General features: G+C 37.0%; 4 protein-coding genes. All 4 read left to right on the top strand.

Annotated elements, in window-relative coordinates; all coding sequences use genetic code 11:
• Positions 1 to 21 precede the first annotated feature (21 nt).
• Genes LI951_RS06755 through LI951_RS06740 form a run of 4 tightly spaced genes read left to right on the top strand, consistent with a single transcriptional unit; the run spans position 22 to position 23393 of the window.
• Complete coding sequence (locus LI951_RS06755; protein WP_229441660.1) at positions 22 to 9444, top strand: non-ribosomal peptide synthetase; 9423 nt, start codon at positions 22 to 24, stop codon at positions 9442 to 9444.
• On the top strand, positions 9437 to 17038 hold the full coding sequence (locus LI951_RS06750) for a non-ribosomal peptide synthetase (protein WP_229441659.1): 7602 nt from the start codon (positions 9437 to 9439) through the stop codon (positions 17036 to 17038). Before LI951_RS06755 ends, LI951_RS06750 begins: the two co-directional genes overlap by 8 nt.
• Entirely contained in the window at positions 17038 to 22701 is a 5664-nt protein-coding gene (locus LI951_RS06745; protein WP_229441658.1) for a non-ribosomal peptide synthetase, read from the top strand. Before LI951_RS06750 ends, LI951_RS06745 begins: the two co-directional genes overlap by 1 nt.
• Complete coding sequence (locus LI951_RS06740) at positions 22698 to 23393, top strand: thioesterase II family protein (protein ID WP_202067189.1); 696 nt, start codon at positions 22698 to 22700, stop codon at positions 23391 to 23393. Before LI951_RS06745 ends, LI951_RS06740 begins: the two co-directional genes overlap by 4 nt.

Below are 23393 nucleotides of genomic sequence, written 5' to 3'. Positions count from 1 at the left end.
TGATGGGAGTTGGAAACTACGTTGATTAACGATTTACAAAAGAAGGATTATGATAAAGTTATTTATGACTTTAATCCGAATTGGCATGTTGAACACGAAGAAATTGACTTAGTAATGTGGTTTGAACAGATAGTCAGGAAATATCCACAAAGAAAAGCGATTGGTATTAGTAATGATACAATAACCTATGAACAACTAGACCGAAAAGCAAATTATGTTGCAAAAGTCCTTGCAGAATCTGGTGTTGAAAAAGAAGACCTAATCGGTGTTATCATGGATCGATCGATTGAACAAATCATTACGATTTTAGGTATCCTAAAGTCAGGAGCTGCTTTCTTGCCAATAGACCCAGAGAATCCGGAAGAAAGAATCAGTTATATCATTCAAGATAGCAATGTAAAACAAATAATTACTGATATATTTTTGGGAGAAAAATACAAAAAAATCGTAAATAAAAAAATTATTTGTCCTGATTTTTCGAGGGAAAGTGGTCAGAAATTAACCATATCCTACTCACCGAATCAACTGGCGTATGTGATATATACATCGGGAACAACCGGCAATCCTAAAGGTGTTATGGTTGAGCACAAAGGATTGGTGAATTTTATAAGATGGAAGTTAAAAACAGCAAAATTTGATGAAGATAGTGTTATGCTTCAAAAAGCGACTTGTTCTTTTGATGCAGCAGTTGGAGAAATTTTTTTGGGACTTCTGGGTGGAGTGAAATTACAATTATTAACTGATCAGGAGAATAATAATTTTAGTCTGCTATTAGATATTATTCAAAAGAATCAGGTAACCCATATGGTTATGATCCCAACAGTACTTTCAGTCCTTTTAGATTATGCAGCTGAGGTAGAAAAACAAGCCTACTTATCCTGTTTAAAGATACTCTACATTGCTGGAGAAAAATTGGAAGAGCCTTTAGTTAGAAAAATTTGCCGATTGACCTCTTTAGAAAAAGAGAACATTTACAATCTTTATGGTCCAACAGAAGCTTCAATTGGATCGACATATTTTCATTTAGCAGAATTGGGAGACCAGTCTAGTGTATCAATTGGTAAAGGTATCGATAATGCGATAATTTATATCATGAATGGAAATAAAATTTGTGGAGTAAATGAATCAGGAGAACTATGTATCGGTGGATTGGGTGTAGCAAGAGGGTACTTGAATCGACCGGATCTGACAAAAGAAAAATTTGTTGACAATTATTTTGGTCTACCTGGAAAAATATATAGAACAGGTGATTTGGCAAAATGGCAGGAAAATGGGAATTTAGAATACTTAGGACGAATTGACGAGCAAGTAAAAATTAATGGGTTAAGAATTGAATTAAGTGAAATAAAAAATATTTTAGCTGACTATCCAAAGATCGATGATGCTGCGGTAATTGTTTCTGAAAAAAATCAATTGATTGCTTATTTTGTTTCCAAAGAAAATTATCAAGAAACACAACTGCAAAAGTATTTAGAGAAGAAACTGCCGCTATATATGGTGCCCAAAAGGTTTGTACGCATCGAAGTGCTGCCAGTAAATAATAATGGGAAATTAGATAAAAGTCAGCTTCCTGCTGTTGAAGAAGAATTAATGATTGATTCTAGAGTAATTATTCAACCTAAAACGGAAAAAGAACGTGTACTTATTTCTGCATTTTCTAGTGTATTAAATAACGATAATATTGGCTGCAATCATAATTTCTTTGAAGTCGGCGGTGATTCTATCAAAGCAATTAGAATTGTTTCAAGATTGCGGGAGTCAGGTTATGAATTGAGTGTTCCGACAATTATGGCTGAGAAAAATATCAGCAGTATAGCTCCGCATATCAAATCGATTCAGTCTGAAATATTGGAGCCGACGATCGTTGGTGTCAGTCCATTGTCTCCTATTCAAAAATACTTTTTTGACAGTAATCTTCCAGAGCCGGCCTATTTTAACCAAACATTTTTGTTGGAATGTGAAGAACTGAGAGCAGCAGATTTTGAAGCAGCACTAGCGGCAGTTTGTAATCACCATGATTTATTGAGAGCTGTATATAAAAATGGAGAACAGATCATTAAAGAACCAGATAATCCAACTATTTTTGAACTGCTAATGTTTGATTTAGCTGATAGTGAAGAGTCATTTGTTTTTGAACAGATGAAAAGCATAAGTGATCAGGTTCAATCAACATTAAATTTAGCAGAGGGACCATTAATTAAGGCAGTCCTTTTCAGGACAGGCCAAAAGGATTATATTTCTTTGATTGTTCATCACTTAATGGTGGATGGTATTTCTTGGCGTATTTTAGTTGAGGATATTAACACAGCTTACAGACAATTACTGGAGAAAAAAGTAATTCAGCTGCCATTGAAAACAGCATCATTTTCTAGATGGTGTCGAACATTGGAAGAATTCAGCAAATCAGAGATGCTGGAAAGAGAGCGTTTGTACTGGGATAGTATCAGTAAACAAGTTAACCAATCTGATGCGATTTTGTGTACGCCGCAAGATCAGCAGGGAACTGGATATGACGAGATATCATTATCTGAAGAATTGACGAAAAATCTTATTTTTCATTCAAACCAATCATACAATACAGAAATCAATGATTTGCTTGTAACGGCACTTTTTAGAACCGTAAGAAACTTGACAAATGCTGATACTATCGGTATTCGAATGGAAGGGCACGGACGTGAGCCGATTCATACGCCAATTCATATTGACAGAACGATTGGTTGGTTTACAACGATTTATCCTGTTGTTTGTACAGAAATTGGCAGAAAATTACAAGAAGATATCAAAAAGGTGAAGGAAAATCTACGCCGTATTCCCAATCATGGATTGGGCTATAGTGTTCTAAATTGCTACGATGAGACCTTTGCCGGTGTCCAGACAGAAATAACATTTAATTATCTTGGTGATTTTGAAAAAGAAGCTTCTGACTATAATATACAAATAAATACAGTAGAGTATGGTGCTCAAATTTCTGAAAATAATCATTTTGGAACACCTATTTCTATTGATGGTTCGTTGAATAATGGAATCATTTCGTTTGTTTTTATTTATGATAAATCTCAATGCAGCGAGTCCTTAATCAAGGAACTTAAGACAGTGTTCGAAAAGGAATTAACAACTATTGTCAATCATTGTCTAAATAAAGTAGGCGCTGAAAAAACAGCCTCTGATTTTGGCGAGACAGCATGGGATGAAGAAGAATTTAGAAAAGTAGAAGCAGCATTCACAACACGGAATGCATATATTGAAAAAATCTATCCACTGACGCCTCTTCAAGAGGGGCTGTTGTTCCATGAGCAAAAGGCAGCATCAGCCAGTGCATATATTGTTCAGTCGACCTATGAATTAGGCATGATTGATTTATCATTATTTAAACGAGCACTTGATTTGCTTGTACAAAAGCATAGTGCTTTAAGAACGGACGTTATTTATAAGGATGTTTGTATACCTAGGCAAGTGATTCGCCAGTTTGCTGTTTGTGACTGCGAAATGATTGATTTATCAGAGGCGACAGCTAAGGAGCAAGAGCTGAAAAGGCTTGAACAAGAGGACGTTCAAGGTGGTTTTGATTTTGAAAATGATGCACTATTTCGTGTAAAGTTGGTCAAGATCAGCCAAAGCAGCGTTAAGATGATTATGACTTTCCATCACATTATTATGGATGGCTGGTGTAATTCGATTTTATTGTCGGACATAAAATCTTTTTATGATCGGTTACTCGCAGGTGAAAGTGATAAAAATATCAAGGCAGAATTTGAACCAGACTATACTCACGCTGAGCATGTTCATTATTTGGAAAATATGGATATTCGTGCATCTAAAGAATACTGGAAGACTTTATTAGAGGACTATACAACCATTGCCGACATTTCACCGACAACGGTCACCACTGTTGAGGCAAAAGAAAATAAAGTGGGTCAAATACTTGATCTGCACGTAACACAACAGATTCGTTCTTTAGCAAAAGAATTAAATGTGACAGTCAATACTGTTTTTGAATCTGCTTGGGGTATTTTATTGCAAAACTATACGAACACTGAGGATGTTGTTTTTGGACAAGTTGTCTCAGGAAGAAATAGTCCAATCAGCAATATTGAGGATAAAGTCGGATTATTTATCAATACTATTCCTGTTCGTGTAAAAAATGCAAAGGATGAGACATTTGCAACGATTGCTGCTAATTTACAAGAACAACTGAATCAAAGCGGAAACTATGATTTATATCCACTGAGTGAAATTCAAAATGAGAATAAATTAGGAAATAAATTGATTCAGACAATTGTTGCCTTTGAAAATTATGAGGATGCTTCTCAAGCTGGAATACAAGCACCCTTATTTACGCTAGAAAGAATTAGAGAAGAGACGAATTACGACCTTACATTATCTATTCAAGAAGGTGAGACCTTTGCAATTAGTTTACTGTTTGATAGTAAAAAATATTCAGAGCAAGGGGCAATGCATATTTTGACTCATTTTTGTCAAATGCTTAAATCGGTTGCAGCTGCACCGCAGCAGCAGATTTCAACCTGTGACTTTCTTACCGCTGAACAGCGTATTCAGATTGAAAAAGGATTCAACCAAACGAAAGAGGATTTTCCTGATAAGAAATCAGTTATCGATCTATTTAATAGTATCTTGCCGATGCATCAAAAACAAGCAGCAATGTCCTCAGAAGGAATTACGGTAAGCTATGAACAGCTTGACCGGCTTTCGACAAATTTAGCGTATAACTTAAAAGCTGTTGGTATCATTAAAGGCGATTTAGTTGCAGTGGTGGCTGATCGTAAAGTAGAAACGATCATCTTCTTTTTAGGTATTTTAAAAGCAGGTGCAGCTTATTTGCCGATTGATGTTAATAATCCGTTAGAAAGAACCGCGTTCATTCTTGATGCTGCCAAATGTAAAGTGATTTGTGATCCGAGTCAGCAAATAAATGATCAGCAATTAGTGGAAAACTATAAAGTAATCACACCAGATGCATTTGATGAAGGGACAACCAAAGGAGAACTGCCTCAAATTGATGCAGAAGATTTAGCCTATGTTATCTATACCTCAGGTACAACAGGTGTTCCAAAAGGGGTTATGATTACACACAAAAATATTTTGAGATTGGTTAAAAATACAAACTATGTTGAATTTAATGATAGCCGTATTTTACAAACCGGCTCACTGACATTTGATGCCTGCACTTTTGAAATTTGGGGTGCGTTATTAAATGGCGGCGAGCTGTTCATGACGACGACAAATGTTTTACTTGATCCCGAACGGCTTGAAGAAGTGATCCAAATGAACAAAATCAACACATTATTTATTACTACAGCATTATTTGTAAATATTGTTGAGCTTTATCCGAAAGCATTCAGCACACTTAAACGAATTCTTGTCGGCGGAGAGAAAATTGTTTCTGCACCAATCAAGCGATTTAAGAAATTTAATCCAAGTGTAAGCATCTGCAATATTTATGGACCGACTGAGAATACGACATTCTCTTTATTTGAAGAACTTGATTATGAAATAGAAACGATTGTACCTATAGGGAAACCAATTTCAAATACCACTGCCTATGTAATGAAAGACGGTCGGTTGTGTGGAATAGGGATTCCAGGCGAACTTTACCTTGGCGGTGCTGGAGTAGCAGCAGGATACTTGAATTTAAAAGAGAGCACAGATGAAAAATTTGTTATTTCAGAATCTAATGAACGATTGTATAAAACAGGTGATCTTGTGCGTTGGCTTGAGAATGGTTCGATTGACTATCTTGGACGTATTGACGATCAAGTGAAAATTAGAGGCTTTAGAATAGAGCTGGAGGGAATCACTACTGTAATCAAACAATTCCCTTATGTAAGTAATGCAATAACGATTATTTTTGAGGAAAATGGTCAAAAAGAGATTTGCTCGTACGTTCAATTTGAAGGTGCAGCAGATATTGAATTAGTTCGTCATGATTTGATAGTAAAACTGCCGCATTATATGGTTCCGAAAGTAATCATGAACATGGAGAAATTTAAGCTTAATAAAAATGGAAAGATCGATAAATCAGTGTTGCCTGCTCCGGAAAAAATAGAGGAGCCTGGATTTGCAGCGGCACGTAATGAAACAGAGCGTATTGTCTGTGATACATTTTCTGATATTTTAGCTTTTGATAAAGTTGGGGTGAAAGATGATTTCTTTGCGCTGGGCGGTCACTCATTAAAAGTTATGCAGTTGTCGACTAAACTTGCAGCTGTAACAGGAATTAAACTATCTTTAGAAGAAATTATGACAGCACGAACTGTTGAGAAAATTGCCCAAAAATTACAACTGGGAGAAGCTTACCAGCCGATTGAAAAAGGGAACAGTTTAGTGGCAAGTTCAGCACAAAATCGTATTTTATTGGTAGAAGAAGCAGTAACAAACAGCACAACTTATAACATTCCAGTTGTGTTAATGATTGAAGGATCGTATTCACTCGACACTTTGAAACATTCAATGAAGCTGCTAAGTGAAAAATATGAAGTACTGAGAACCTCATTCATCTTTAAAGACGGGAACTATTTCCAGACGATTGCTGATGAAGCTGCGATTCCAATATCCGTTTCAACGATTAAAAAAGATACATTAAATCAAGCAGTTTTTGATTTTATTCAGCCATTTGATTTAGCTGAAGGACCATTACTCAGAGGACATGTTTTTACTTTCTCACCCAATGAGCATGCTTTGGTAGTTGATTTTCACCATACTATTTTTGATGGTGAATCAATTCCGATCTTTGTTAATGAACTTACTGCGTTGTATAACGGTGAACAAGGAAGGGATATAAAAATTCAGTACAAAGACTATAGCTCTTGGAAAAACCAGTTAGATCTCCAGCAACAAGAGAATTTTTGGCTGAACAAATTGGCAGATGCGGAACTCAATACGGAATTTCCAACTGATTTTGTTAGAGGCTCTGATGCAAACTTTATCGGAAATAGTGTATCTATTACTCTTCCGGCGAGTGTAAAAGAACAAATTCAAGATTTTGGAAAGAAGCACGGCATCACAAACTATATTTTTTATACAGCTATTTTTGACTTACTACTTTCAAAGTATACGAGAAAAGAAGAGATTATTATAGGAACAGCTATTTCAGGAAGAAATCATCCCGATCTAGAGAATATGCTGGGTATGTTTGTAAATACAGTTGTTTTGAAACAAGAAATTGATTCGGAACGTTCATTTGCTGCGTTTGTTAAAGACGTACAAGCCAATTTCTTTGACGTATTTAAAAATCAAGATTATCCATTTGAAAAATTAGTCGAAAAACTTGGAATTCAATCAAGTCAAACACGCAACCCAATTTTTGATATTATGTTTTCTTATGAAAAATTGGAGGATCAGGAATATTTATTAGACAATGCAGTGCTGCGGCATTATGAACTGCCCAATACTACAGCAAAATTTGATTTGACATTGACGGTCAAAGAGCATCCTGAAAAGGTTCTGCTAAATTTTGACTATGACTTCAAGTTGTATAAAGAAGAGACTATGAAAAAAGCATTAGAACACTTTGTGATGCTGCTTACCCATGTACTTGAAGAGTCGAATCGTTCATTAAGTGAGCTTTCAATGATTAATCCAGTCGAAGAAAAAAAATTGTGTCATACATTTAATACACAATCATTGACGCTGTTACAACACGAAACAGCTGGTTCCTGGTTCGAGGAAAATGTAAAGAAATACCCTGACCGCATTGCAGTCGGCATTGGGGACAAAGAGGTCACTTATGCGGAATTGAATCAAATGGCGAATGGCGTTGCTAAAAAATTAAAAGAATCAGGGGTCCGCAGACAAGATGTAGTTGGATTGCTGTTTCATCGTTCAATCGAATTTGTTGCATCAATTTATGGTGTTTTAAAAGTTGGCGCAGCTTATCTGCCAATAGATGTCGAATTACCGAATAAACGAATTGAATATATTTTAGAAAACAGTCATACAAAAGTAATCTTGACGAATGAAGAAGTCCAGCGATCAAATCTAAAAACAATTCTTGTTTCAGCTGAAGATAGAATAGAAGAGAATTTACCTCTGGACGGTACGGCTGAAGATTGTGCGTATATCATCTATACATCAGGCAGTACAGGACATCCTAAAGGTGTTGAAATCAAGCACAGTAGTTTGATTAATTTAATTGAATGGCAAAAAGAGCAGGGGAATATTACTGACCATAGTGTTGTGTTACAAAAAGCTACTTGTTCTTTTGATGCCTCTGTTTGGGAAATCTTCCTAGCAACACTTTCAGGAGTAAAACTTCAAATGATTTCAGAAGAAGAGAATCAGGATTATGCAAAATTACTCCAAATCATTCAAGAAAAACAGGTTACACATACATTGATGGTACCGACCGTTTTTGATTCTATTTTGGATTATATGAAAGCAGAAAATTTAACTGATGCATTTGATGGTTTGGAAAAAATCTATTTAGGTGCAGAGGCTTTGACAGTGAAGCTATTAGAGAAATATGCAGAAGTAACGAACGGCAAACAAAACTTAACTAAGATTACAAACTTATATGGACCAACAGAGACAACTGTTTGTGCAACTTTCCATGAAGTAAGTCAGGAGGATTTAGCTGATCGTATTGCGATTGGGAAACCTGTCAGAAATACACAGGTTTATATTATGAATGAAGGCAGGCTGTGCGGAATAGATGTAGCAGGAGAAATTTGTGTTGGCGGAATGGGTGTCTTTAAGCAATATTCAGGATCAGAGCGTTTAACTGAGGAAAGGATGCTCCAAAGTACGATCAATGAAGGTCAATTATTATATCGAACAGGTGATTTAGGTAAAGTAGATCAATATGGGCGAATCCATTATCTTGGTCGGATCGACAAACAGATTAAAATTCGTGGATTTAGAATCGAAATTGAAGAAATCGAAAAAGAGCTTCTAAAACTGCCAACTATTTCAAATGCAGCTGTGATTGTCAATGAAAGTCTGGGCAGTCCGCAAATCTGTGCCTATTTAATAAGTGATACACAGATAGATATTTCTAAGATTTCTGCTGCATTGAAGGATGTCTTTCCAGATTATATGATTCCGACTTTTATGAAACAAATTGAAGAGCTACCAGCAAATCATAATGGAAAGCTGGATGAGAAAGCCTTACAAGCTATACCGATTGAATACAATACAGCGATCGTTCCGCCTAAAACGAAGGACGAAGCTAAACTGTTGCCATTGTTCAAAGAGGTGCTGAACATTGAGGATATTGGAGTGACTGATAATTTCTTTGAGCTTGGCGGTTATTCGCTTAAAGCTGTGGAATTATCACGAAGAATTGAGCAAGAATTTAGTTTACGAGTGTCGTTAAAAGATATTATGAAAGAACAAAATGTGGAAAATATTGCCAAAATTATCAAGAAAAAAAATAAAAAGGTCTTTAAACCACTGCTAAAAGCCGCTGAGGAGTGCTTAGATGAGTAAAAAGTATTTAATGAGTTCCAACCAAAAACGAATATTTACACTTGAACAATCTCGGGAATCAAGTCTTACCTATAATATGCCGCTTGTTTTAACATTTGAAAAAGCGTTAGATTATTCTCGTTTAAATGAAGCGTTCAATCACTTATGTGAACGTCATGAATCACTTCGAACAAACTTTTTGCTTGAAAAGGATAAGTTCATACAGTGTATCTATCCTTTAAAAAAACAACAAGTTGAAATGATTGATGGGAAAACGAGTGCGGAGGTCATCAAAAAATTTGTACGTCCATTTGATTTGGAAAAAGACTCATTGATTCGAATGGGGCTGGGAAAAGACCAAAACGGGCTTACACTTTTGATGATTGATGCGCATCATATTATTTCTGATGGTGCTTCCACAGGGATTTTACTAAAAGAGTTTAGTGCATTATATGATGGAGATGCCTTGGAGCCGGTAGAGCTTCATTACAAAGATTTTTCTGCTTGGCAAAATAATTTGGATATTGAAGAGCAAGAAGAGTTTTGGCAGGAAGAATTCCTTGAGCCATTGCCGGAAACAGAACTGCCGATTGATTTTAAACATCAACATCAAGCGTTTGCAGGACATCATGTAGAACGAAAAATCAACAGCTCTATCAAAAAGAGGATCGACGAGCTGAATAAAGAGACTCGCTCAACCGGATTTACGTTGTTTTTAACAACACTGATGATTTTTCTTTCCAAATTGAATCGTCAAGACCGAGTTGTAGTTGGAACTGTTGCTGAAGGTAGGAGTCATCCTTCAGCAGAAGATATGATTGGAATGTTTGTAAATACTTTACCAATCATTGAAACAGTGGATCATCAAAAAAATTTTTTAGAGATTCTGGAAGCTGTCAAAAATAAGAGTTTGGATGTCTTTGAAAATCAGGATGTTCCATATGAAAAAATTGCAGAATATTCTTCTAAAAATCCGATTTTTGATGTGATGTTTTCTTATGAAGTTGGTTATGATGAAATGATCCAGATGGGCGGACAGTATGCAAAAATTGAACAAATTCAATTAGCAGTCTCCAAATTTGATTTAACGATTACCTTAATTGAACATGCTGAAGACTATACAATTAACTGGGAGTATCATTCAGGGCTGTTTAAGGAAGAGACGATCCAGCAGTTAGCAGAACATTTTAATGTACTGCTGGAAAATCTTTTGACTCACCCAGCAGAACCTGTGTCTACACTTCAGTATCTAAAAAAAGAACAGCTTCTTCAGATCAAAGAAGCGTTCAATCGGTCCCAAGAGTTGATAAGTCCCTCTGATTTTGTTTCGCCTATTGATCAATTTGAAAACCAGGTACTGAAAAATCCAGATAAGACTGCTTTGTATTATTTAGAAGAACAAATTACTTACAGTCAGTTGAACGAGCGGGCAAATGCTGTAGCCAATCAGCTAAAACAAACTGGGATTGGAAAAAATGATGTTGCGGCGTTGATCGTTGCTCATTCTCCGGAATTGATTGTTGGGCTATTGGGGATTTTGAAGACAGGAGCAGCATACCTGCCTATTACACCGACAACACCAATTGAACGGATAAACTATATGATAAATAATAGTCAGGCGAAAGCCGTCTTGTGCTCGTCAACAATTGAGCGGACTGTTACTGACAAACTTGATTGTAAACCGACAATTTTTGATTTTAAAAATAGTTCCAAAGCTTCTATTACTCGTAAGCAAGCTGAAGCAACAGATCTCAGCTATATCATCTATACATCAGGAAGTACGGGAACACCTAAAGGAGTAATGATCGAAAACCATTCCTTAGTGAATTTGATTAAATGGCAGGAAAAAGAAGCAGAGATAAATGAAACTAGTATTATTTTGCAAAAAGCCATTTATACTTTTGATGCTTCGGTTTGGGAAATTTTCTTAGCGTTGCTTTCAGGATCATCATTACAGCTTTTATCGGTTGAAGAGCAGGATGATTTTGGTCTGCTGCTGAATATCTTTGAAAAAAATCATGTGACGCATTTTCTATTAGTTCCAACGTTTTTAGAGGCTTTATTGGATTACACAAAAGAAAATAGCCGTGCTGCAGCTTTTGCAACAATTCAAGCAGTGTATATAGGTGCAGAAAAAGTAACCAATCATCTGCTTCGCAAGTTTGTCGAGATCACAGGCAAAGACCGATCAATAATCCGCAACTTATATGGTCCGACAGAGGGAACGGTGTGTGCAACGTATTATCGCTATTCAGAGCAGCTGGATAATCAGGATACATTGATCGGTAAGCCGATTAAAGGATCAAAAATCTATGTGATGAATGGACAAACCTTCTGTGGAATTGATCTGCCGGGAGAATTATGTATTGGTGGCGAAGGCGTTGCAAGAGGCTACTTGAACCAACCTGAGTTGACAGCAAAACAATTTGTAACACTTGATGGAGAGGTAATCTACAAAACAGGAGACTTAGGGAAATATCGTGCAGACGGTTCGATAGATTATCTGGGACGGCTGGATAATCAGGTGAAAATCCGTGGATTTCGGGTAGAGCTGGCTGAAATAAAGCAAGCACTATTACAGGCAGAGAATGTGAAATCAGCAGCTGTTGTAACAAAGAAGTTAAATGGTACGACGCATCTATGTGCATATGTAGTAGCAGAAATAACATCTGAAAATGTGTTAAAGGAGCATTTGAAGCAAAAATTACCAGACTACATGGTGCCGAATTATTTTATATTTTTAGAACAATTGCCGATAACGGCAAATGGTAAATTGAATGAAAAGCAATTACCGGAACCAGTATTTATGCATGAAAAAAATGTTTTGAAGCCGGAAACTGAAAAAGAAGAGCTGGCAGTTAGACTATTCAAAGAGGTTTTACAGCTGGAGCAGGTTAATCTTTTAGATAGTTTTTATGAGTTGGGCGGGGATTCGATCAAGGCGATCCGCATTGTTTCAAAAGCCCGTGAGCTGGATTATCAACTAACTGTTAAGGAAATCATGCAGGCTAAAACAATTAGAGAAATTGCTCAAAAAATGAAGAAGCACACGCAGCAGCTAACACAGGAAATGGTCACAGGCACTGTCAGCCCTACACCTGTTCAATCGTTTTTCTATTCAAGTCATTTAAACAAGCCGGAACATTTTAATCAGTCAATGATTTTACAAACGAATCAAGTATTGAATACAGACTATTTACAAGAAGCATTAGATGGGCTTGTTTATCACCATGACTTGTTGAGAATGTGTGTGGATCAAAGTGAACAGAAGATCCTGCCTTGGGAAAAAGGGAAGAACTACACTATCCATTTCTTTCAATTAAGCGAAGAGCATACGGATGTATCTGAAGAAATTCAAACGATCGGTGCTGATTTTCAAGCAAAATTTAGGTTTAATCAGTCGCCGCTGCTTAGAATATTAGTGTTTCAGTCAAAAACAGCTGCTTATGTTTGGGTTCAGATGCATCATCTGATCGTAGATGCAGTATCTTGGCAAATTTTTATTGAAGATTTAAATAGCAGCTACAACCAGTTGCTCAAGGGGCACGAGCTTCAGCTTCCGTCTAAAACCATTTCTTATCTTTCTTGGAGTGAAGGATTAAAGGAAGCTGTTAAAAGTTATGAAATCAGCAAAGATTTAACTTACTGGCAAGAAATAAATCAAAAAGTAACAGAGTCAACTGTTTTTGATCAAATGAGCGCCTCTATACAAACACAAACGCACACCTTTACCTTTACAGTAGGGAAAGCTGAAACGGAACAGCTGCGCTTTTCTGCAAACAAAGCCTTTTCCACTGAGCTAAGTGATTTGTTATTGACCGCCTGGACAACTACGTTAGGGCACTTCTTTAAACGTTCGACTGTTTCCTTTACATTGGAAGGGCATGGTCGTGAACTATCTGATTCAATCGGTTCTGTCGATCGGACGATCGGTTGGTTTACTTCAATGTATCCGTTAGTTCTCATGATTGAAGATACCTTACCGGAATCAATCAAGCTGGTGAAAGAAACGATCAGAAAAATTCCTAACAAAGGGATAACCTATGGACTTTTAACTAATTACACTGACAAAATCGTAAACGAGAAAACAGATGTGACGTTTAATTATCTGGGAGAGCTGGGAGCAATCCAAGAGGATGAACAAATATTTTCAATCAGTGAGATTGCGAATATAAATGATAGTGCTTCAGAGAATTCAATCGGCAGCCCCTTATCTATTAACTGCTATCTTCAAAACGATCAACTAGTGACGGATTTGGTTTATGCAGAGCCGTTTTTATCAACTGACGAAGTATCTGTTATTAGCGAGATGTATCAAAAGGAACTTTCAACAGTTATTAGCTATTGTGTAACCAGAGGTGAAACACAAAAGACGGCCTCTGATCTGGGAGAACTTTCATGGAGTCAGGCAGAGTTCGATACGGCACAGGAACGTGCCGTTGAGATTGGTAATGGAGGCATTCAGCGAATCATCCCGTTAACATCGATGCAGGAAGGATTACTTTATCACAAACTATTAGATGAGACTTCGACCAGCTATGTCATTCAATGTTCATACGATGTGAATGCTGAAATAAATCAAACGATTTTAGCACAAAGTCTAATACAGCTTGGAGAAAAACATCCTGCATTAAAAACCAATATCCTATACAAAGATATCAAAGAACCACGTCAGGTAATTTACTCCGGTCGTTTTTTAGAAAGTAATTATTATGATCTTTCAAAAGAAGAAGATGCTGAGGCCGAATACCTTCGATTCAAGACTGCTGATGTCAATAGAGGATTCGATCTGGAAAAAGAAGCGTTATTTAGAGTAACTTTAGTAGAAATGCCAGAATGTCAACGCCTGATCTTTACGTTCCATCATATTATTATGGACGGCTGGTGTTTGTCGATCGTACTGAATGACTGGATGAAGCTCTATGCTTCTCTGGAAAATGGGAATCAATATGTTCGTTTAGCACCAACTGAAGCGGATACAATTTATGAGGAGTACGCTCGGACAGTAACTGCACTAGATAAAGAAGCCAGTCTGGCATATTGGGAAACTTTGCTGGAGGAATATGAAACACAAGCAGGATTCACAGGAATGTATCCTAAAAACGACCATAATGCTGAAGTTAGAGCAATTTTTGAGACCCTCTCAAGTGAAGAAACCAGTATCCTCAAAAAATTTGCCAACCAAAACAGTGTAACAATGAATACGATCATAGAAGCTATGTGGGGATTGGTTTTACAACGGTACAATCACACTGGTGATGTTGTTTTTGGAAAGATGGTTTCCGGCAGAAACATGCCCTTAAATGGGATCGAGCAGGCAGTAGGGCTTTTTATCAACGCAATACCAGTCAGAGTTAAAAATAAGGAAACTGATCCATTTGTGACGATTGTTCAAGAGCTTCAAAAACAATCGCTTGAAAGTGATGCTCATACGTACTGCTCACTATCAGAAATTCAAAACAGAAGTCTGTTAGGGAAAGAATTAATCCAAACAATTGTTGTTTTTGAAAATTATGCCGTTCAAGAAGCAGATAATTTTATTGATTTTCTGGGAGAAATGGAAGATTATCGTGAACAGACAAGCTATCCGATTTCGCTAAGTGTCGGCTCTTCAGAGCAGCTGAGTTTTAAATTGATGTTTGATGAACGACTGTTTACAACAATTGAAGCTGAATATATTTTATCCAGAGTTGTGTGCGGACTAAAAGAACTGGCACAGAATAACCTGTTGACATGTGGTGATTTTTCATTAGTGAGTAAGGCTGAGCAAGATAAAGTAATTTGGGGATTCAATCCGGAAAAATGCAATAATCAAAGCTACCCGACGATTTTAGCAGCATTAAAGGCACAGGCTGATATGCAGCCGGATAAGATTGCTGTTGTATTTGAAGAAACACAGCTAACCTACAAACAATTAGAAGTTAAGTCAACCTGTTTGGCGCAACGCCTTCTTGAAGCTGGCGCAAAAGATGCAGCCTATATCGGATTGTATTGTGACCGAACGCCGGAAATGGTTATTGGAATTTATGGAATAATGAAAACAGGAGCAGCATATATTCCTTTGGCGCCAACTTTGCCGGAGGAGAGAATAGCTTATATCTTAGCAGATAGCGGTATCGAAATTGTTGCTGATGCAAGTAAGACAGGGCAGCCATCACGTTTTCCAGCAGTTCATTCAGTTGCGTATACTGTTGATGAGCTGGAAAATGACTCCATGTTGACTGTTGCTTTACCTAAAGTGGAGCCGGATGATAAAGCCTATGTGATTTATACTTCAGGAACCACTGGTCAGCCTAAAGGAGTGACTGTCGGACACGCTTCTTTGATGAATTTAGTGAATTGGCAAAAAGAGTATTTTGAACTGGATTCAAATCAGACAATCCTTCAGCAATTTTCTTTGATTTTCGACGGTTCAGTGTTTGAATTGTTTGCTGGTTGCTTAACAGGCGGAACACTTGAGATCATATCCGATGAAGTTAAAAATGATCCAGATCGTTTCCTGCAAAAATTAGATCAAAAAATCTTAATTACCGTGCCGTCTCTTTTCAAAATGCTGCTGGAATTTGCAGAAGAAAATAATCGTCAGGATGAAATCAGTCAGTTAAGTAAAGTAGGGCTTGCTGGCGAGGCAACAACAATGGCATTAGTAGAAAAATTCTATCAAGTTATGACGGACGGACAAACGACTCTCTATAATTTATACGGTCCAACAGAAACAACGGTCTGTGCATCTGCTTATCAGGTGAACAATCAGCACTATAAAACAGTTCCAATCGGTAAAGCTGTTGCGAATTCCCAACTATTTGTTTTTCATCAGGAAAAGCTGTGTGGAATTGGTATGCTGGGGGAACTATGTGTCAGTGGTGATAATTTAGCTTTAAATTATTTAAATAATGAGCAGATAACTTCAGAAAAATTTGTTGAAAATCCAGTGATGCCGACAGAAAAAATGTATCGAACAGGAGACTTGGTACGTTGGCAGGAAAATGGAGAGCTTCAGTATGTTGGAAGAATAGATGAACAGGTGAAGATTCGCGGATTTAGAATCGAATTAGGTGAGATTGAAAATCACTTAGGTCTGATCCCTTCTATTTGGGATACTTGTGTGATTACCAGGAAGATTAACAATGAGTTAGTGATTTGTGCCTATATTGTAACAAATGGAAATATTACGGTGCCTGAAGTGAAAGAGCAATTAAAACAAACATTGCCTGATTATATGGTTCCGTCTTTTATCACGATAATGGAGAAACTTCCCGTGACAAAAGCAGGAAAAATTGACAAACGAGCTTTACCTGAACCTAAACAAGAGCAAAACAGCACCTACGAAGCACCAAGAAATGAAATGGAGATGATGATTTGCAGTTTGTTTGAAGAAATATTAGAAGTCGATCGAGTAGGGATCAATGATGATTTCTTTGAGCTGGGCGGACATTCTTTAAAAGCTGTTCAATTAGCAAACGGTATCTCAAAAGCATCTGCTGTAAAAGTACCATTAAGTGATATTCTTCAGGAAAAAAATGTCCGACATTTAGCAGAAAAGGTCAAAAAATTAGCAGTGACAGATTCTTTGATACTTGAGAGTATTGAGATAGTAGATGATGAGGAGTTATAATGGTGAGTAAAAAATATTTAATGAGCTCGGCTCAAAAAAGAATCTATACAATTGAACAGGTTCAGGGAAAAAGTACCACATACAATATCCCCATCGCATTTCAGTTATCCAGTCCATTGGATTTAGATAAGCTGACGGACTCGCTTAATAAACTGATTGCACGGCATCAGGTGTTAAGAACCTATTTTCAAATGATTGATGGGAAATTCGGACAAATTGTTGAAGAAAAATACTGGCTGACGGTTGAAAGAATAGAAGATTCAGTTACACCTTTATCTACCATCATCGAGGAATTCATCCGCCCCTTTGAAATCGATAGGCTGCCTTTGTTGCGAGTGTGCTACTGCACACTTGCAACAGGCGAACGCTATTTACTTTTTGATGCTCACCATATTATTATGGATGGTGGTTCAATGGGAATCTTTTTGGAAGAATTGAAGCGTGTGTACAATGGTGAAAAACTTCTGCCGATCAAGCTGCAATATAAGGATTACAGTGCCTGGCATAGAAAAAAGGACAAACATTTAAGTCGAGAATTTTGGCTGGAGCAGTTTTCTGATGGACTGCCGGAGTTTGAATTATTTTATGATCATATGCGCCCCAAAGAGCGTGAATATCTAGGAGACACGGTCAGTACCAGTTTATCCTCTGAACAAGTGAGTCAACTGAATGCGTTGGCTGAAAAAGCAAGTACAACGAATTATATGATTTTTATTGCTTGTTTTATGATTTTCTTGTCTAAATACTCCGGAAGCAAGGATGTTGTCATCGGAACAACGGTGTCAGGACGAAATCATCCTGACATTCAAAATTTATTAGGGATGTTTGTCAATACTTTGCCGATCAATGATACACTCCAACCGGATGAAAGGTTTAGCACATATTTAGAACGGATCAAGCATAAATTACTGGGCATATTTGACCATCAGGATTATCCGCTGGAAGAGATCATTGAGGATGTAAAAGCCCCTATTTGCGAGAATAAAAATCCAATTTTCGATATTCTGTTTAATTATCAAAGCAATGGAGAAATGAATACAACCTTGGGAAATAGTGTGTTGACTGAAGTTCCCAGAGATTCTCAAGTCGCAAAATTTGATTTGACCTTTAATTTAGGCAGTGAGAAAAATCAAATAGAACTAGTCTGGGAATATGATGTCAGTCTATTTGAGAAATCAACTATTGAGCGAATGCAGAAACATTTTGTTACATTACTGGGAGATATTTTAGCAGATCCCACAAAAACACTTGGAGCCTATTCTTGTTTAGCACATAATGAAATTGAAAAAATTCTGACTCAATTTAATGAGCCGGATGATGAGGTCCCTGAAGGATTGAATATCATTAAACATTTCACTGCACAAGTTGAGAAGTTTCCTCAAAAGGTTGCACTAGCTGGAGTAGATCAATCTCTCACCTACGTAGAATTGGATGCTGAATCCTCTAAGATTGCTTCATTAATTAAAGAGAAAAATGTCGGCTCAGCCCTTGTTGCAGTTATTGCTGCTAGAGATATTCAAACGGTTACGGCCTATTTGGGGATTTTAAAAGCAGGAGCTGCGTATTTACCGCTTGATCCTAAAAATCCTAAGCAGAGAAACAAAGAGATAATTGAAAAAAGCAAATCAGCGTTATTGATCAATTTTAGCGTAGAAGAACACGATCCTGATTTTTCAATCACGCAGCTAACTTCTGCCGATTTGAAAGAGTCGCAAATAATCAAAGAGGATGCTCCTGCTGCTTTATCGAAACATTCCTTAGCGTATGTCATATACACATCAGGAACGACAGGGGAACCAAAAGGGACGATGATCGAGCATAAAAGTATTATTCGTTTAGTTAAAGATCCAAATTATGTTTTCTTAGACCAGCCAAATATCCTTCAAACCGGTTCTTTGACTTTTGATGCAAGTACATTTGAAATATGGGGGGCTCTGCTAAATGGCGGAACCCTGTACGTATCTGATGTTGAGAATTTAGTTGATCCTGATAAGCTGCAGGAAAAAATTGAACATTGCAGCATTGATGTAATGTGGCTGACAACGTCTTTATTTAACCAACTTGTTTCATTAAATGCACAGGTTTTCTCCTCACTAAATTATTTACTTATTGGTGGAGAAAAGCTGTCAGCATACCATGTAAGGAAGTTTAAAGAAGTCAATCAGCAAACGCATTTGATTAATGGGTATGGACCTACTGAATGTACTACATTCGCCTTAACCTATGAAATACCGAATGCTGCAAACTCCACAGTGGATATGATCCCAATCGGCAGTCCTATTAATTATACGAAAGCGCTGGTTTTTTCTAATGATTCACTTTGCGGCATCGGAATGCCCGGAGAACTGTATTTAGGCGGTGAAGGACTTGCACGAGGTTATTTGGGTAATGAAGCACTGACAAATGAAAAATTTATAGAACATCCTCTTGCAGCTGGAAAAAAGTTATATAAAACAGGGGATCTGGTTCGATGGAATGAAGATGGGCAAATTGAATTCTTAGGAAGGATTGACCAGCAAGTGAAGATACGCGGATTTCGGATCGAACTGAAAGAAATCGAAGCGCATCTGCTGGACATCTCTGAAATCAGCGAAGCCGCAGTTATTGCAAGTGCAGGCGAATCTTCAGCTGATAAACAACTGATTGCATATGTAAGCATGACAAATGAGCGTTCACCCAAACAAATAAAAGAACAGCTGAGAGTTGTACTGCCTGAATATATGATACCAAAAGCAATCATCCTGCTAGATTCTCTGCCAAAAACGAAAAATGGAAAATTAGCAGTCAATCAATTACCAGCACAGTCAATCGACCAACTACATGAAATAAAAGAACGACCGGAAACACCTCAGCAAACAAAAGTGCTGATGATCTTTAAAGAAATCCTTAATCTTGAAGAAATCGGGATAAATGAAGACTTTTATGATCTGGGCGGTGACTCGATCAAAGCAATTCGTATTGTATCAAAATTAAAGGAACAGGGATACTCATTAACGATTAATGATATTCTTCACTACCGCACGATTAAGGAACTTAGTAATAATCTTAAAAGTAATAAAACTATATTGATTGATCAAGGTCCTGTAACAGGAATTGTTCCTTTTACACCGATCCAGTTGAAATTTGCTGCAAGTGAATTAGCTGTTCCGAGTCATTTCAATCAATCGATTATGCTTGAGTTTCCAACGGAACTTTTGAATCAAGGGAAACTGGAAAAAGCATTACAGGCAATACTAAGTCACCACGATATGCTGCGGGCCATTTATAGAGAGACGCAATCTGTACAGCCAATTGAAGCTGTGGATTCTTTTAAGTTAGAGCATCATGTTTTTGATCAAGAATGTCAGGAGGTTGACTGGCTTGATCAGACAACAGAAATCTATCAAATGATAAAAGAAAAAAGCAATACAGCTCAAGCTGGTCTTTCTTTGAAAGAGGGAAAAGTATTTAAGGCGGTTGTTTTTCAATTTGCAGATCACGCACTCTTATTACTGATTGCACATCATTTGGTAGTTGATACGATTTCGTGGAAAATTATTATAGAAGACCTTGAAACAGCCTATAAAAATCTATTAAATGATCAGCAGATAAAGCTGCCTTTAAAAACAATGTCTTATCAAAAATGGAGTCAGGCATTAACTGATTATGCTAAAAGTGACAGTTTAGCGAAGGAATGTGCTTTTTGGCAGGAAACAGCCGATATTGTTGAAAAAAGTCAATTACCTATAGAATCGAATACGAAAGGGGAAAAGCAGTTATCCATCTTATCTGCTAAGCTTGGTACAGAAATGACAGCTAGGTTATTCGATCAGCAAAATCGCATTCCTAATGTTTATGTCAAAGAAATGCTGATTACTGCTCTAGCAAGAACTCTTGCCGGCATGACTAGAAATCAAGAGGTTTCTATATTGCTTGAAGGTCATGGAAGGGAACAATTAACGTCGGAAATTGAAATTGACCGAACTGTCGGCTGGTTTACGATTACCTATCCAGTCGGATTTTCTATTGGGAATTCAATTGTGGAGGATGATATCGCTGAAGTCAGTAAGTCATTAAAAGCTATTCCAAATAATGGGATCGGCTTTGGTCTTGTTAAGACGCTGGTACCTAAGCTGGACAAGTCAGAACCAATGATAACCTTCAATTATTCGGGAGAGTTTGAGGAATCTCAACAAACAGATCAGATATTTACACTAAGTCCTGCACCGCAGGGCAATGAAATCAGTTCCCAAAATCATTTTGGAACGCCGATTGCAGTGAACTTAGTTGTTGTTGATAAAAATTTGAATTGTAATATTGTGTATGATAAAGGGGTACTGTCGGAAAGTTTCGCTAATGATCTGGAACGAAATTTTCTGAAAGAAATTGAAAATGTGATTCAATTCTTGGAACAAAAACCTAAGCTTATAGAGGATGAAGCGGTTCTTTTTGTTCCTGCGGGATGGGATGAATCATCAATTAAACAAACCATTCGTCCTTCGGCTATGCAGAAGTCATTTTTAAAGAACTTGCGGAAAACATTGGTTTATGCACCATTTGAGCTGCAGACATCTGATCCTGACAAAATTATTCGGGCTGTTAATATATTGATTCAAGAACAGCCATTGTTACGAACAAGCTATAAATTAGTAGGAGAAGATTATAATTTATATGAGCATACATTCGATGAAGCCTTCACAATTCCTATAGTTGATTTAAGCTTGAAGACAGAAGAAGAACGCTGGACATTCCTGCAAAAAGTAAAAGAAAACATGACAACAGGGTTCTTCGATAAGAAGTCAACAGCTCTTCATCATATGCTGTTGACGAAAATCAATGAAGATAAATTTGTACTGCACTTATTGATCTCTCATAGTATTTGGGATAAATATAGTGATGCGATTTTTTGTGAACAGTTAAAAAATCAACTTGCAGATATCTCTAATCATCGAATTACTGAAAATACGTACACACAATTTTTGCCTGAAATTACAGATATTGAAAAGCTGGAGGGACTTCAAAATCACCTGTTGCGATTTAAAGAAATGAAAGACCGGACAAAATCCAGTTATCAAGCAAATCAAGAATATGCTATTCGATTATCGACATTAAACTTGGGAGCAAAGGTATTAAACTACTCCGAAAATCATTACTGGTCATTCATCATGTATTTGATACAGATTATTATTCGAAAAAACCATCAAATAGATGATTTTCAAGCAATCCCTGTGTATGTCGTGCAGGATAATAGAAAATATATGCCTGATCTATTCTCAAAGGCAATCGGTTCGTATCTTGACTTATGGCCTATTTTACTTGAGCGATCGAATACAGAGCATGTAGTTGAAGTAGAAGAACAGATGAATCAGTTTCAGCAGTTAAAAATAGATACACAAGTTAGCTTGATTGATGAATTTAGCAAAATCGATAATAGTTACATGGCAAAAGAGATCTATTCAATCAACAACCAAACTGCCTTTGAATTGACTGCAGAAACATTGGCTGCTGCAAAAAAACAAATAGAAACGATGACTAAGGTTGATGGGTTCGAAATTGTTATCAATAGATATGCAGATCAGCTTGTACTGATATATCCAGAAAATATAGCGTACGCAGATCAGCTTGAGTCTCTGCTGCAACAAGGCTGTGAACAATTAGAGCATAAATTAGGAGGAGGCAGATGATTCAGTTAGTGATGTTTCCGTACGCCGGAAGTATCGTAAATCCTTATAAAGAGTGGTTATCGTTAGAGGATCAGCAGTTTAAGATCATACAGATTGAATATGATGGGAGAGGCAAGAGAAGTGCTTATAGCAGACCTGTCACTTGGCGTAAACTGATCGAAAACACATTGGGACAGGTGATGGAACATGTTGATTTTACGAAGGAATACATTTTATTCGGACACAGTATGGGAGCTAGAGTAGCTGCAGATATTTATAATAAGCTGACGGAGATGTCAGTGCAGCAGCCCAGATGCTTGATATTTTCAGGAACTGAAGCATTTCGCGCAAAAAGCTATGAGTCTATTTTGTCTGCACCTGTAAAGAAATTTAATCAGTTTTTCTTTAAGATGGGGGGAATTCCTGCAGAAGTTATTCAAGAAGTTGAGCTTTTAGAGCTAGTAACAGATTATTTAAGAGAAGACCTAAAGCTATTAAATCAATTTACATTTCGCTGGAAAAAATCGACAGTGACATGTCCAGTATTGATTTTTAATGGTGTGAATGAAGATAGAAGTGAACTGAGAGACTGGGTCGATCTGCTTGGTCCAAAATGTGAACAGACAATTTTTGAAGGCGATCATTTTTTCATCAGAAACAATGTTCAGGAAATTCTGACAGTAATTAAGAAAAAAATTGATGAAACAAGCTAA

Origin of the sequence: Enterococcus sp. BWT-B8 (genome assembly GCF_020567625.1) — a bacterium.
In the GTDB taxonomy this organism is placed as follows: Bacteria; Bacillota; Bacilli; order Lactobacillales; family Enterococcaceae; genus Enterococcus_L.
The sequence above is the reverse complement of the archived record's forward strand: the minus strand, read 5'-3'. Positions and strand labels throughout refer to the sequence as shown.